This is a genomic window from Dietzia sp. KRD202 (assembly GCF_017168155.1).
Taxonomy (GTDB): Bacteria; Actinomycetota; Actinomycetes; order Mycobacteriales; family Mycobacteriaceae; genus Dietzia; species Dietzia kunjamensis.
In genome coordinates this window covers 194,210-207,448 of record NZ_JABFAN010000011.1, presented here as the reverse complement: position 1 = coordinate 207,448, position 13,239 = coordinate 194,210, and the positions used below count along the sequence as shown (strand labels likewise).

Annotated in this window: 13 protein-coding genes; 5 read left to right on the top strand and 8 right to left on the bottom strand. The window is 68.8% G+C overall.

Going from position 1 to position 13,239, the window contains the following annotated elements; translation table 11 throughout:
• Positions 1 to 12 precede the first annotated feature (12 nt).
• Positions 13 to 834, top strand: a complete 822-nt coding sequence (locus J1M64_RS07675) for an inositol monophosphatase family protein (RefSeq protein ID WP_159147711.1) — start codon at positions 13 to 15, stop codon at positions 832 to 834.
• Here J1M64_RS07675 and J1M64_RS07670 read toward each other — a convergent pair.
• From J1M64_RS07670 to hsaA, 5 genes are read right to left on the bottom strand one after another with little or no spacing between them, the layout of a single operon-like run.
• On the bottom strand, positions 831 to 2,027 hold the full coding sequence (locus J1M64_RS07670) for a sulfotransferase (RefSeq protein ID WP_206473806.1): 1,197 nt from the start codon (positions 2,025 to 2,027) through the stop codon (positions 831 to 833). The two genes, J1M64_RS07675 and J1M64_RS07670, sit on opposite strands and share 4 nt — an antisense overlap.
• Entirely contained in the window at positions 2,024 to 3,208 is a 1,185-nt protein-coding gene (locus tag J1M64_RS07665) for a hypothetical protein (protein ID WP_159147724.1), read from the bottom strand. The genes J1M64_RS07670 and J1M64_RS07665 overlap by 4 nt, the downstream gene beginning before the upstream one ends.
• The gene (hsaB, locus tag J1M64_RS07660) at positions 3,205 to 3,789 is read right to left on the bottom strand and encodes a 3-hydroxy-9,10-secoandrosta-1,3,5(10)-triene-9,17-dione monooxygenase reductase subunit (RefSeq protein ID WP_159147715.1); all 585 of its coding nucleotides are present in this window, start codon (positions 3,787 to 3,789) and stop codon (positions 3,205 to 3,207) included. Before hsaB ends, J1M64_RS07665 begins: the two co-directional genes overlap by 4 nt.
• Before the next feature lie 60 nt (positions 3,790 to 3,849).
• Positions 3,850 to 4,752, bottom strand: coding sequence for an iron-dependent extradiol dioxygenase HsaC (gene hsaC / locus J1M64_RS07655; RefSeq protein ID WP_154828961.1), 903 nt, complete (start codon positions 4,750 to 4,752; stop codon positions 3,850 to 3,852).
• Positions 4,753 to 4,783: 31 nt separating this feature from the next.
• The gene (gene hsaA / locus J1M64_RS07650) at positions 4,784 to 5,959 is read right to left on the bottom strand and encodes a 3-hydroxy-9,10-secoandrosta-1,3,5(10)-triene-9,17-dione monooxygenase oxygenase subunit (protein ID WP_119192656.1); all 1,176 of its coding nucleotides are present in this window, start codon (positions 5,957 to 5,959) and stop codon (positions 4,784 to 4,786) included.
• Positions 5,960 to 6,146: 187 nt separating this feature from the next.
• Between hsaA and J1M64_RS07645 the strand changes: the two genes are divergently transcribed.
• The 4 genes from J1M64_RS07645 to J1M64_RS07630 all read left to right on the top strand — a co-directional run bounded on the left by J1M64_RS07645 (position 6,147) and on the right by J1M64_RS07630 (position 9,501).
• Positions 6,147 to 7,370 (top strand): Rieske 2Fe-2S domain-containing protein, encoded by a 1,224-nt coding sequence (locus J1M64_RS07645; protein ID WP_159147717.1) that lies wholly within the window; start codon positions 6,147 to 6,149, stop codon positions 7,368 to 7,370.
• On the top strand, positions 7,370 to 7,765 hold the full coding sequence (locus J1M64_RS07640; protein ID WP_119192654.1) for a hypothetical protein: 396 nt from the start codon (positions 7,370 to 7,372) through the stop codon (positions 7,763 to 7,765). The genes J1M64_RS07645 and J1M64_RS07640 overlap by 1 nt, the downstream gene beginning before the upstream one ends.
• A 115-nt stretch (positions 7,766 to 7,880) precedes the next feature.
• Complete coding sequence (locus tag J1M64_RS07635; protein WP_119192653.1) at positions 7,881 to 8,942, top strand: ferredoxin--NADP reductase; 1,062 nt, start codon at positions 7,881 to 7,883, stop codon at positions 8,940 to 8,942.
• 40 nt (positions 8,943 to 8,982) lie between these two features.
• Positions 8,983 to 9,501: a flavodoxin domain-containing protein gene (locus J1M64_RS07630; RefSeq protein ID WP_119192652.1), complete on the top strand. Its 519-nt coding sequence runs from the start codon at positions 8,983 to 8,985 to the stop codon at positions 9,499 to 9,501.
• 60 nt (positions 9,502 to 9,561) lie between these two features.
• Here the strand turns inward: J1M64_RS07630 and dmpG are convergent, their stop codons facing one another.
• The 3 genes from dmpG to J1M64_RS07615 form a co-directional block, all read right to left on the bottom strand.
• Complete coding sequence (dmpG, locus tag J1M64_RS07625; RefSeq protein WP_159147725.1) at positions 9,562 to 10,626, bottom strand: 4-hydroxy-2-oxovalerate aldolase; 1,065 nt, start codon at positions 10,624 to 10,626, stop codon at positions 9,562 to 9,564.
• A gap of 5 nt (positions 10,627 to 10,631) precedes the next feature.
• Positions 10,632 to 11,549, bottom strand: coding sequence for an acetaldehyde dehydrogenase (acetylating) (locus tag J1M64_RS07620; protein WP_163375471.1), 918 nt, complete (start codon positions 11,547 to 11,549; stop codon positions 10,632 to 10,634).
• An 89-nt stretch (positions 11,550 to 11,638) separates the two neighbouring features.
• Positions 11,639 to 13,192, bottom strand: coding sequence for an HNH endonuclease signature motif containing protein (locus tag J1M64_RS07615; RefSeq protein WP_206473805.1), 1,554 nt, complete (start codon positions 13,190 to 13,192; stop codon positions 11,639 to 11,641).
• Positions 13,193 to 13,239: the final 47 nt, after the last annotated feature.

Genomic DNA, 13,239 nt, shown 5'->3' with positions numbered 1-13,239 from the left:
AGAATCATCCGCATGAGCCCCTTCCCCGCGCACGGACGGACCAACGACCAGCGGTCGGCCGAGGACCTCGCGGCCCAGGCCGGTCGCCTGCTCACCGACCTGCGGGTCTCACGGGTGGCGCCGGAGGATCTCGGTGCGTTCGCGGAGGCCGAGGCGCAGTCCGTCATCATCGACCGACTGGCCGTGGCGAGGCCCGGCGACCTCGTGTTCGGCGAGTGGGACCCCGACTCCCGCGCCCGGCTGGAGGCCGACCGCGTGTGGTTCGTCGATCCCCTCGACGGGGTGCGCTCCTACGTGACCGAGGGCCGCCCCGACTGGGCCGTCCACGTGGCCCTGTGGGAGAAGGACCCCGAGGGTGTCGGCGGCATCACCGCGTGCGCGATCGCCATGCCCGCCTATGGCCGGGTCCTCACCGGGCGCGGCGCCACCACCTATCAACCCACGTCGATCATCCGCGGCCCCCGGCCCGGACCGCTGGTGCCGCCCCGCGGTGACGACCGCCTGCGCATCGCCGTCTCCGAGGCCGAGCCTCCCGCGTTCGCCGAGGAACTCGCCGAGGAGCTCGATGCCTCCCTGGTCCACCTCGGATCCGGCGGCGGCAAGACCGCCACCGTGCTCGAGGGTGAGTGCGACGCGTACATCCACACCAGCGGTCACCACCAGTGGGACTCCGCCGCCACTGTGGGCGTGGTGCAGCAACGCGGCCTGCACGCCAGCGCCCTGGACGGCTCCGAGCTGGTCTACAACACCGAGCAGATCGAGTTCCCGGATCTGCTGGTGTGCACGCAGGACGTGGCCGAGACGATCATCGACGCGGTCCGCAGATACCTCTAGCGCTCCAGGCCGCGGTAGCCGGCGAACCGCTCCGCGATCCGCTCCTCGCTGAGTCCGTAGTCGGCGAGCGTGTAGCGGTGCGCGGGGGCGCGGTCGCCGGACAGGCTCTTGTCGTTCTCGGCCACCACGCCCGCGCGCACGTCCTCCGGCAGCTCCGTGCCGACGGCGGCGTAGACGCGCTCCACCACGCCGGCCGGATCTGCCAGCAGCTCATGGTGATCGACGTCGACGAACGTCGCCCGTGACGTCGGGTCCGCCTCGTGCCGCGCGCGGGCGGCGTCGAAGGTCTCGACGCCCCGCGCCCAGAAGTCCAACTGTGACTCACCTATGTACTCCGGGGTGAACCGCGTGGACCATTCCGCGGCGGTCTTGTGGGCGAGCGAGCACATCGACGCCATTGACTTGCGCGGATCGCGATGCGTCTGCACCACGACCGCGTCGGGGTAGACCTCGAGCAACGCGTCGAGGGCGAACAGGTGACTCGGGTTCTTGAGCACCCAGCGTCGCTCGGGATCATTCGCCCCGATGAGCTGGAGGTTCCGCTTGTGCCGCCGGTACGCGGGCACCCAGTCGGCGCCGGCCAGCCACTGCGAGTAGCCGTCGAGCCGGGCCAGGCACTCGTACGACGCCGACGTGAGCGACTGCCGCAGCAACTGCCAGCACTCCTCGAGGTCGTCCGCGGAGATGTAGTGCACGCCGCCATAGTCGGGGTTCTCCGCCATGAAGCCGGAGTACAGGTCCCGTAGGCCGACGTAGGCGGGGTCGTCCTCCCACTTCTCGCGCGGCGGCCGCGGCTGCGGCACCTCGGTCAACCACAGTTCGAGCCCCTGGTTGGCGGGGTCCGCGCCCAGGAGCCGGTGCAGCGCCGTGGTGCCGGTGCGGGGCAACCCGGTGACGACGACGGGACGCTCGATCGCCACCTCCGCCCCGGCCGGGTCCGCCGAGAATCCCGCGTTCGCCAGCAACCGGGCGGTGAGCGCGCTCTTCAGGACCGACCGCCAGTACTTGCTGCCGGCCGGGGTCAGGCCCGCGTCGGAGTGCAGGGAGTCCAGCAGGATCCCCAGCGCCTCGCGGTGCCCGTCCTCGCCGTCGCCGAAGTCCTCGAGTCCGACCGTGCGCGAGGCGCTGGCGTGCAGGTCCTCGACGGTGCCGACATGCACACGGTCCGTGTCGCCTCCGGCCGAGACGGTCATGAGAGTCCCCTCCGGGCGAACGCGTCCTGACGGGCGGCGATCCGCTCGCGCCACTGCTCCGGCGTCACCCGTAACTCCTCGTACCCGGGCACCTCGTCGGCGAGCCGCTCGAACGGCACCACCTTCACGGTGGGGCCCAGCTCCGATGTGATGGGATCTCCCACCCGCTGCCAACGGAACTGCATGATGCCCTCGCGGCGGCCCAGCGTCTCGACCCAGTTGGCCAGCCCCGGGTCGCGCTCGGAGACCACCAGATGGATCAGTCCGTCGGAGGTGACGTGCGCCTGGTCGGCGGTGAGACTGGTCTGGTGGTGCACGTACTCCAGCGAGGCGTACCACATGCTGCCCAGCTGGAAGCCCTGGTAGGGCACCCCGGCGACGGGCACAGAGATCACCATGGCCTCGTCCGGACCGAGCTCGAAGACGCCCGCGGACGAGAACTGCGTGGTGAGCCCACCCGGCGTCTGCCGCGGTTCGTTCAGCGTGTTGCGGGCCTGGTCGCCGAAGAACCACTCCGGGAACGCCAGCCACGTCCGCAGCCGCCCGACGAGCGCCTCGGCGAGTTTGGCGTAGAACTTCTCCTGCCCGGCGAGCGTCACCGGCTCCGGTGCGGTGCCGACCGTGTCGAGTCTGCGGATGATCGCCGACCCGGCCTCCTCACGGCTCCAGTCGGAGTACACCTCGCGGACCGCGATCATGGACGATCCCGGGTGGAGCACCACGTAGCCGGCGTCGCCCTCGTCGTCGTCGTACCTCGCCGGTCCCAATCGGAAGCGATACCGGCCGTCGGCGTCGATCTCCAAGGCACGGTCGTCGAACGCCGCGTGCGACGCGGCGCGCTCGTCGGCCGAATACGTCCCGGCCATGACCTGGAACGACAGGTCCGCGGTGGTACCGCGCCGACCCTCGATCTCGTACTCGGCGCCGTCGGTGAGGTTGGCGTAGAAGTACAGCGTGTCCGGGTTGTCCAGGCCCATCTTGGTGTACGGTCCCGTGGCCTGGAACAGCTGCGGGTGACTTCGCCCGCGGTGCTGGCCGGTCTCGATGGCCCCCCGGATGGTCCCCAGCAGGTAGTCCAGGCCCTCCGCGACGTCCTCCTCGGTGTGGACGTGCGGCGCCGAGCGGATGATCTCCTCCGCCTCCGCCAGCGCACCCGCCAGCGGTCCCGTCACGCCGCTCACAGCCACGTGTAGGAGTCGGCCGAGGTGATGAAGTTCTCCAACTCCTCCTGCTCGGGCGTCGGGTCGACCACGTCCTCCTCGATGCTGAGGTAGGCACCGCGGTAGAACAGCAACGGGCGGATGTCGCGCTTGGTCGGGCCGAGGTTGTCGACCCGCCCCAGCACGATCCAGTGATCGCCGCCGTCGAGGACCTGGTCGATCTCGCAGTCCAACCACGCCATGACGCCGTCGATCACCGGCGAGCCCAGCGGGCTGGGCGACCAGTCGATCTGCGCGAACTTGTCGTCACCGCGGCGGCCGAACGTCGAGGAGACGTCCTCCTGGTCCTCGGACAGGATGTTCACCACGAACCGTCCCGCCTTCTCGATCCCCTTCCACGAACCCGAGGTCTTCATCGGGCAGAACAGCACCAACGGCGGCTCGAGCGACAGTGCCGAGAACGACTGGCAGGCGAAACCCACCGGCTTGTCGTCCTCGACAGCGGTGATGACGGTGATCCCCGTACAGAACTGTCCCAGTGCGTCACGCAGTTCACGGCTGCTGAAGGACTGGCCCTCCGGGCTCTCGTCGGTGCTGCTCATGTGGGTCGTCCTCCCTGGACTTTCGGCTCGTGAACTGTCTGCAAGGCCCAGCCTAGGCGGCTACTTGAACCCGACGGAGAAGTCGTGGCCCCACAGGCTCACGGCCGTCGACTCACGCGCCACCCATTTCTCGTCGTCCTCGACCTGCACGCCCTCACAGCCGTACTCGCAGTCGAAGCCTCCGGGCGTCTTCATGTAGAAGCTCAGCATCTTGTCGTTGACGTGCCGGCCGAGCGAGGCCGACATCCTCACCTTCTTACGCGTCGCCCGGTCCAGCGCCAGCCCCACGTCGTCCGCGGTGCCGACCTCGACCATCAGGTGGATGATCCCGGTCGGGTTGGGGAACGGGGTGAACGCCAGCGAGTGGTGCCGCGGGTTGCAGCCGAGGAACCGCAGCCACGCGGGCTCGCCGTCGGCCGGTCGGCCCACGATCTCCGGCGGCAGGCTCATCGAGTCACGCAGCGTGAACCCCAGGACGTCACGGTAGAACTCGAGCGCCGCGGTCTCGTCCGGGGTGGACAGGACGATGTGGCCCGCACCCTGGTCGCCGGTGACGAACTCGTGCCCGTACGGCGTCGGGATGCGACGGTGCTGCAGCGCGATGGTGTGGTAGATCTCCAGCGTGAACCCGGCCGGGTCCTGACAGGTGATCAGCCCCCGCACCTTGCGGTCGCGCGCCACCTCGGCCGGGGCGTCCTCCCAGGGCACACCGGCCGCGTCGAGGCGCCGCTTGACGTCCTCGAACTCGCCCTCGTTCGCACACTCCCAGCCCACCGCGGAGAGTGTGTCCTCCTCGCCGGGGACGATGATCCACCGGTGCGGATGATCGTCCATGCGGAAGTAGAGCGACTCGGGATCGTCGCCCGATCCCACCACGAAACCCAGCACCTTCGTGCCGTACTCGTGCCAGGCGGCCATGTCCGTGGCGAAGACCCGGACATACCCGAAATTGCTGATCGCCATAATTGCCAGTCCTTTCGATCCGTGAGGCGGATCAGACCATCGAGTCGGTGACCTTTTCGCCGAACTCGTTCTGCCCATACATGATGTACGCCTTGGTGGCCTCGTTGGCGGCGTGGACCCGCCCGGCGTTGGCATCCCGCCAAAATCGCTGGATCGGCGAGGTCTCCTCCAGGGCGCGGGCCCCGGAGTTCTGGAACAGCAGACCGATGGCGTCGATCGACCGCTGCGTGGCCCGGACCTGGTCGCGGCGGGCGCGCGTGCGGAGCTCCATGTCCGGGTACCCGCCGGCGGTGATGATGTCCTGCTCCTCGCGCACGTTGCGCATGAGCTGCAGCCACGCCGCGTCGATGTCACCGGCCGCCTCGGCCAGGCGCACCTTGGCGAACGGATCGTCCTTGACCGCGGTGCCGAACGCGGCGCGCACGCGCTCACGCTGGTGCCCGCGGTGCACCTCGTAGCAGCCGAACGCCATGCCGACGATCGGCGTCGAGATGGTGGTGGGGTGGATGGTGCCCCACGGCATTTTGTAGATGGGGTTGGTGTTGACCTCGAGCCCGGGGCTCTTGGTGGCCGCCATGAGACCGAAGGACAGTACGCGGTGCTCCGGGATGAGTGCGTCCTTGACCAGGATGTCGTTGGAGCCGGTGCCCTTGAGCCCGGCGACGTGCCAGACATCGAGGATCTCGTACTGGGACTTCTCGACCAGGAACGTGCAGAAGTCGACCATCTTGCCGTTGTCGTCGAGCACCGGGCCGCCCACGAAGACCCAGTCGGCGTGGTCGGAACCCGAGGACCAGGACCACTTGCCGTTGAGCACCAACCCGTCGGCGGTCTTCTTCGCCGCACCCATCGGCGCGTACGAGGACGAGATCCGCACCGTCGGGTCCTCGCCCCACACGTCCTCCTGCGCCTGCTGCGGGAAGAGCGCGAGGTGCCAGTTGTGGATACCGAGGATGCTCGCGCACCACCCGGTGGACGGGCACGCCGTCGCGATGGTCTTGACAGCGGTGTAGAAGGTCTCCATGTCCGCCTCGTACCCGCCCCACTGGGCCGGCTGGCACAGCTTGAAGAAGCCGGCCTCGTCGAGTTCCGCGATGTTCTGGGGATGGACCTTGCGCAGGTCCTCCGTCTCCTGGGCCCGCTCGGCGAAACCGGGCAGCAGAGCCGTGATGCGGTCGATGACCTCGTGGGAGGCGTACTCGCTCATGTGAACCTCTCTGGCGTTCGTGGGGGTGATGCGGACTAGACTAGAACACGTTACAATTCTGCACCAGGCAACCGCCGCCGGGCAAGAGCTTCTGGCACCCTGTGCCAGCACTTACGCACCCTGGTTGTGGCCTGCCCGCCCATTCTATAACCTGTTCTCATCCGGCTCACGCCCCTCAGGAGGAATCATGACCGCACCCGGCTCAGCCCCCGGAGCCGTCCGCGAGATCGATACCGGCAAGGCCCGGGATCGATATGCACGCGGCTGGCACTGCATCGGCACCGTCAAGGAGTTCTCCGACGGCAAGCCCCACTCCATCCACGCCTTCGGAACCAAGCTCGTGGTGTGGGCCGACGACGAAGGCGAGATCAAGGTCCTCGACGCGTACTGCCGCCACCTGGGCGGCGACCTGTCCGACGGCTCGATCAAGGACGGCAACATCGCGTGCCCGTTCCACGACTGGCGCTGGGGTGGCGACGGCAAGTGCAAGGGCATCCCCTACGCCAAGCGCGTTCCCCTGCGCGCCAAGACCCGCGCGTGGATCACCAACGTCCAGTCCGGCCAGGTCTTCGTCTGGCACGACCACGAGGGCAACCCGCCCCTCGAGCAGGACGCCATCCCGGTGATCGCCGAGTACGACACCGGTGAGTGGACCGACTGGGAGTGGAACCGCCTCGTCATCGAGGGCTCCAACTGCATGGAGATCGTCGACAACGTCGTCGACATGGCCCACTTCTACTACATCCACTTCGCGTTCCCGACGTACTTCAAGAACGTCTTCGAGGGCCAGACGGCGACCCAGTACCTCAACACCAAGGGCCGTCCGGACCACGACCCGTCCGGCGGCAAGTACGGCGACACCCTCCTGGAGTCCGAGGCCTCGTACTTCGGCCCCGCATACATGATCAACCCCCTCAAGCAGATGTACGGCGACTTCGTCACCGACGCGATCCTCATCAACTGCCACTACCCGATCGACCAGAACTCGTTCGTGCTCATGTACGGACTCTCGGTGAAGAAGCCGCAGGGCTTCGACGACGAGACGTCGGCGAAGATGGCGGCGAAGATCGCGACCTTCTTCGGCGAGGGCTTCCTCCAGGACGTCCGGATCTGGCAGCGCAAGTCCTCGATCGCCAACCCCCTCCTCTGCGAGGAGGACGGCCCCGTCTACCAGCTCCGCCGCTGGTACGAGCAGTTCTACGTGGACCGCGACAAGGTCGAGCCCGAGATGCAGGAGCGTTTCGAGTTCGAGGTCGACACCACCGCGGCCAACCAGTACTGGGAGAGCGAGGTCGCCGAGAACATGCGCAAGCAGGCGGCGGGCGAGGCGGAGATCTCCGACGAGCAGACCCAGTACACCGGCATGGCCGAGGTCGCCGGCGAGGCGGGCGCGGCCCCGTCGAAGAACTGATGTTCAAGAAGAACGATTCGCGGCGCGCGCCCACCTGGGACGAGACCGACCCGGCGCGCGCCGCGCGGCTCCACGAGTACACCGACCTGGATCGCGAGACCTACACGCGGGCCGGCTTCCAGCCCGTCGAGTGCCGCAGGTGTGGCACCAGCGTGGCCGTGCGCAAGAACAGCGAGAAGCACACCTCGATCCAGTGGACGGAGGGCGGCGACCGCAACTGCCCCGTCCTCAACGAGTGGCGCGAGGGTGGTGCACGGCCCGATGGCGAGGACACGTGCCCCCGGATGCTCGCGAGCATCCGCTACGCCTACGCCGAGGGTCTGCTGACCATCGCCGAGGGCGTCGACCCGGCCGACGACGAGCACATGGTGAACCCGCTCTACGTCCCCGAGTAACACCCCGACGGCCGGCGACTTCCCCGAGGCGAGAACAGCCCGGAGGAGGTCGCCGTCGTCTGGGACAGTGCACTGAAACCCGTCCGCGCGTATCCAAGCGATAGGCTCCCGATCCATGACCGAAACTCCCCCGCTCGGCTCCTTCGTGCGCGAGCTCACGATCGCCGAGGTGATCGAGGAGACCGCCGACGCCAAGTCGATCGTCTTCGATATCCCCGCCGGCTGCGAGGACGACTTCCGGTACACCCCCGGACAGTTCCTCACCCTGCGAGTCCCCAGTGAGCGGACCGGATCCGTCGCGCGCTGCTACTCCCTGTCGAGCTCCCCCACCGAGGACGCCCGGCTCAAGGTGACCGTCAAGCGCACGATCGACGGATACGGGTCCAACTGGCTGTGCGACAACGTCGAGGCCGGTATGAGCATGCACGTGCTCGCCCCGTCCGGCATCTTCACGCCCAAGAATCTCGACCAGGACTTCATCCTCCTGGCCGCGGGTTCGGGCGTGACCCCCGTGATGTCGATCCTCAAGTCGGCCCTCGCCCAGGGCACCGGCCACATCGTCATGGTCTATGCGAACCGCGACGAGAAGTCGGTCATCTTCAAGGACGAGCTGCAGAAGCTCCAGCGGGAGAACCCGGACCGCCTCACCGTTCTCCACTGGCTCGAGTCGGTCTCCGGCATCCCCACCGCGGAGATGATCGGCAACCTGCTCCAGCCCGTCGCGACCAAGCGACACTCCTACATCTGCGGTCCGGCGCCGTTCATGGAGACCGTCAAGGACGGGCTCCGCCGCTCGGGCGCCGACATGCACCTCATCCACACCGAGGTGTTCTCCTCGATCGAGGGCGACCCGTTCGCCGAGATCGTCATCGACGAGTCGGCCGACGAGGACGGCGCAGGCCCGGCGACCGCGATCGTCGAACTCGACGACGAGGTCCACGAGGTCTCCTGGCCCCGCAAGACCCCGCTCCTCGACGTCCTGCTCTCCAAGGGGATCAAGGCACCGTTCTCCTGCCGGAAGGGCGAGTGCTCGGCGTGCGCCTGCATCCTCAAGTCCGGCGAGGTCGAGATGATGCACAACGGGATCCTCGACCCCGAGGAAGTGGAAGAGGGATACGTCCTGAGCTGCCAACTCCTCCCCAAGACCGACCGCGTCGAGGTGTCGTACTCCGAGTGAGCCCGCTCGGAATCGAGCCGGGGCTGGCAGACTCGGTGGCGTGACCAGCCCCGTCGTCGCCTTCACCTCCAGGTACGGCTCCACCCGGCGCTACGCCACCGCGCTCGGGAGGCGACTCGGCACGCCCGCGGTCGAGCTCGCCGACCTCGCCCCCGCATCCGACGCCGACCCGCTGATCCTGCTCGCGCCCGTCTACGCGACCCGGATCCTCGGGCGACGTCGGATCATCCGGGCGATCCGCTCGGCTCCCGGGAGGGTCGCCCTCGTCGTCGTCGCGATCTCCCCCGCGGACGACCCCGGGCGCGGCTCCCTCTCAGCCCGCCTGATCACCGCCACCGGCCGGGCCGTCACCACCTTCCACGTCCGAGGGGATCTCGACCCCGCCCGGCTCAACTGGGTCGACCGCACCCTCATGGCCGCGCTCCGCCGCCAGTTGCGCAGGACCCCCGACACGCCCGCCGCGCGGATGCTGTTGTCCGGCGAGCCCCTGCACTTCGTCGACGAGACGGCCCTCGACCCGGTCGTGGCCTGGGCGGACGGCGGCGACACCGCCCCCTGAACCGCCAGCAGCCGCGCATTCCGGGGGTCATCCGGGGCGCGCGGCTGCAGGCCGGGAGGATCAGGCGTTCGCACGCTCCTTCTGGATCTCCAGCGCGATGTCGATGAGCTGGTCCTCCTGGCCGCCCACGAGTCGACGCTCACCGGCGCGGAGGAGGATCTCCGAGGCCGGCACGTCGTACCGCTGCGCGTGGCCCTCGGCGTGCTTCATGAAAGACGAGTAGCAGCCGGCGTAGCCGAGCATCATGGCCTGGCGGTCGACGACGCACTCGCTCGGCATGAGCGGACGCACCACGTCCTCCGCGGCGTCGGCGATCTTGAAGAAGTCGACGCCGGTGGTGATGCCGAGCTTGTCGCACACGCCGACCAGTGCCTCGACGGGCGTGTTGCCCGCGCCGGCGCCGAACCGACGGGTGGAGCCGTCGATTTGCTGGGCGCCCGCGCGGATGGCCATGATGGAGTTGCCCACGCCGATGTCGAGGTTCTCGTGGCCGTGGAAGCCGACCTGGGCGTCGTCACCGAGCTCGGCGACGAGAGCCGAGACGCGGTCGGAGACCTGGTCCATCACCAGGGCGCCGGCGGAGTCGACGATGTAGACGCACTGGCAGCCGGCGTCGGCCATGATCCGCGCCTGCCCCGCCAGCACCTCGGGCGGCTGGGTGTGCGCCATCATGAGGAAGCCGACGGTCTCCAGGCCGAGGTCGCGCGCGTACCCGAAGTGCTGGATGGAGACGTCGGCCTCCGTGCAGTGGGTGGCCACGCGGCAGATCGACCCGCCGTTGTCCCGGGCCTGGAGGATGTCGTCCTTGATACCCAGGCCGGGCAGCGTGAGGAACGCGATCTTGGCCTGCTTTGCGGTCTCGGCCGCGACCTTGATGAGGTCCTGGTCGTACGACTTGGCGAAGCCGTAGTTGAAGGAGGCGCCGCCGAGGCCGTCGCCGTGGGTGACCTCGATGACCGGGACGCCGGCGCCGTCGAGCGCGGCGACGACGTTGCGAACGTCCTCGACGGAGAACTGGTGCCGCTTGTGGTGCGAACCGTCGCGGAGCGAGGAGTCGGTGATGCGGATGTCGAGCTCGGCGCTATAGGCGCGGGCGTGGGCGTTGTGCGGGTTGGTCGTATCCATGTCTGTCACACTCCGAGCTTGGTCTTGGCGATATCCTCGCCGACCTTGGTGGCGGCGGCGGTCATGATGTCGAGGTTGCCGGCGTACGGCGGCAGGAAGTCTCCGGCGCCCTCGACCTCGACGAAGATCGCGACGCGGGCCATACCGCCGGTGATCTCGGTGGGAGGGTCGAACTGCGGCTCCTGGAGTAGGCGGTAACCCGGCACGTACTCCTGGATCTCCTTCTCCCGCGTGCGGATGGCGGTGGTGATGAGGTCGTGGTCCGCATCCTCGGGGATGGCGCAGAAGATCGTGTCGCGCATGATCATCGGCGGCTCGGCCGGGTTGAGGATGATGATGGCCTTGCCGCGCTTGGCGCCGCCGACCTGCTCGATCGCCAACTTGGTGGTCTCGGTGAACTCGTCGATGTTGGCGCGGGTGCCCGGGCCGGCCGACTCGGAGGACACGGAGGCGACGATCTCGGCGTATACCACGGGCACAACCGAGGACACGGCGTGGACCATCGGGATGGTGGCCTGGCCGCCGCAGGTGACCATGTTGTGGTTGGGGGCGTCGACGTGCTCGTGGAGGTTCGCCGGCGGGATGACCATCGGGCCGACCGCGGCCGGGGTGAGGTCGATGGCGATGATGCCGGCCTCTTCGTACTTGGGCGCGTAGGCCTTGTGCACGTACGCGCTGGTGGCCTCGAACAGCAGGTCGGGCTTCTCGCCACCGGCCTCGATGGAGGTGAGCAGTTCGTCGGCGCCGCCCGCCATGCAGGTGAGGCCGTGGTCGGCGGCGCGCTTCATGCCCTCGGACTCGGCGTCGATGCCGATCATCCATTTGGGCTCGATGTACTCGCTGCGCTCGAGCTTGTACATGAGGTCGGCTCCGATGTTGCCGGACCCCACGATCGCGGCGGTGAGCTTGGTCTTGTCTGTCATGACGGAAGTGTCGCGCGGGCGGGCTCGCGGGACAACAGGTTGTGCCACTCAGTGAAATCGCGGCACTCCAGGGCGGTGCACGCCGGCACTCAGGCCGGCCGTGCGCGCGCCCGGGCCGCGCCCGGAGGGTTCGTGAGGTGACCGTCTGCGCTGATGAGCCGGTCGGCGAAGGCGTTCCACTCGCGTTCCCGTATGGCGTCGCGCGCACGGGCCAAGGGGCCCTTGGGTCTGGTGCGGTGTTGGTGTCCGGTGTCGGTGTCGGTGAGGATGATCAGTTCGCCGAGTGGGCCGGGCCTGTAGGCGTTGGTCCCGAACGTCTTCTCCCGGTGGTGTTTCCGACACAGGCAGACGAGGTTCCACTCGGTGGTCGGCCCGCCGAGTTCGGGATCCTTCGTGTTGAACGCGATCACATGGTCCACGTCACAGTCCTCCGCGGGAACCGAACACCCCGGATGTCGGCAGGTGCCGTCGCGCATGCGGATGCGCTCCGCCATCGCGGGGGTGATCAGGTAGCGCAGGGCGTGTTCCGGGGAGTCGAGCACGCCGGGGGCGGGGTCGACGAGTTCGAACCGCACGCGTGCGTCGGCGCCCTCCAGCAACTGCTGGCACAACCAGGAGTAACTGCTGTATGCGCCGTGCACGAATTCCACGCGGTTGGGCAGCCCCTGCGCGGCCGCGGCGATCACGCTCACCCGGATCGGCCGGCCGGCTGCGGCGGCGTTACCGAGCGACGGCCTGGGCATGTCCGCACCCACGGTGACCTCACCCAGCTCGATCGATCCGTCGTCCCCCGGGCCGGAGTCCGTCCCGCCGGCGTCGGCGGGCGCCGGGGCCGGGGCGGGCGCCGGGGCGTACACGGCGAGGGAGGCGAGAGCGTCGGCACGCAGCTGATCCAGCGTGCCGGGCACCCCGTCTCCGGAGGCAGCGCGGGCGTCGGTCTCGATACGTCCCCGCAGCAACTCCGCATCGGCCAGAGGCAGCTTCGCCCACATCGAGGCCATCCCGTCCCGGCCCGACCGGAACCGGACCGTACGCGTGAGCGCCGCCCGGGCCCGGGCATCCTCGGCGCCCTCCGGGTCGAGCCGGCCGACGGCCTCATCGATCCGGCCGTCCACCGAATTGCGAGTCGGCCGGTCACCGCCGTCCAGGTCGTCGACGATGCCCGCCACGACCTCGTCCTCCACGTCCGAGACGATCGAGTCGGGCACCTCGGCCAGCTTGCAGGCGATGTCGATGGCGAGCTGCTCGGGAACGACCCCGCGCTCCACCGAGGCCCGCAGTCGCGCGAGCCGCGAATGGATCTGGACCCCGGCGGTGACCAGACGCGCGGCGTGCCAGCACGTGAGCTGACAGGCCGCCACGAGATGGTCACGAGCCCTGGATTGCGGGTCCAACCGTGCGTATGCCGAACGTGCACGAGCACCGCTCCCGGCGACCCCTTCGGTGCGGTCGACGCCCGTGCCGACCTCATCCGCCCGGGACATCTGCTCGACCAGGGCCGCTGCCGCCTCCAGCCGGGTCGCACCTGCCCGGTTCTGCGCCAGGGTCGCGGCCCGTGCCGCCTCGCTCACCTCCGTCGAGTCGAGCCCGCCCAGGGATTCCGGAACCGCGAACAGTGACTTCGTCGTCGACAATTCCCCCACCCCCCTCGCGCTCGATTTAGAACTTGTGTTCGACAGTACGGCACTGC

What these genes read in the sequence shown, in the direction of transcription:
- dmpG (WP_159147725.1), bottom strand. Translation starts at nt 10,626, where the DNA reads ATGGATACGACCAACCCGCACAACGCCCACGCCCGCGCCTATAGCGCC.
- J1M64_RS07620 (WP_163375471.1), bottom strand. Translation starts at nt 11,549, where the DNA reads ATGACAGACAAGACCAAGCTCACCGCCGCGATCGTGGGGTCCGGCAAC.
- hsaB (WP_159147715.1), bottom strand. Translation starts at nt 3,789, where the DNA reads ATGAGCAGCACCGACGAGAGCCCGGAGGGCCAGTCCTTCAGCAGCCGT.
- J1M64_RS07675 (WP_159147711.1), top strand. Translation starts at nt 13, where the DNA reads ATGAGCCCCTTCCCCGCGCACGGACGGACCAACGACCAGCGGTCGGCC.
- hsaC (WP_154828961.1), bottom strand. Translation starts at nt 4,752, where the DNA reads ATGGCGATCAGCAATTTCGGGTATGTCCGGGTCTTCGCCACGGACATG.
- J1M64_RS07635 (WP_119192653.1), top strand. Translation starts at nt 7,881, where the DNA reads ATGACCGAAACTCCCCCGCTCGGCTCCTTCGTGCGCGAGCTCACGATC.
- J1M64_RS07645 (WP_159147717.1), top strand. Translation starts at nt 6,147, where the DNA reads ATGACCGCACCCGGCTCAGCCCCCGGAGCCGTCCGCGAGATCGATACC.
- J1M64_RS07670 (WP_206473806.1), bottom strand. Translation starts at nt 2,027, where the DNA reads ATGACCGTCTCGGCCGGAGGCGACACGGACCGTGTGCATGTCGGCACC.
- hsaA (WP_119192656.1), bottom strand. Translation starts at nt 5,959, where the DNA reads ATGAGCGAGTACGCCTCCCACGAGGTCATCGACCGCATCACGGCTCTG.
- J1M64_RS07640 (WP_119192654.1), top strand. Translation starts at nt 7,370, where the DNA reads ATGTTCAAGAAGAACGATTCGCGGCGCGCGCCCACCTGGGACGAGACC.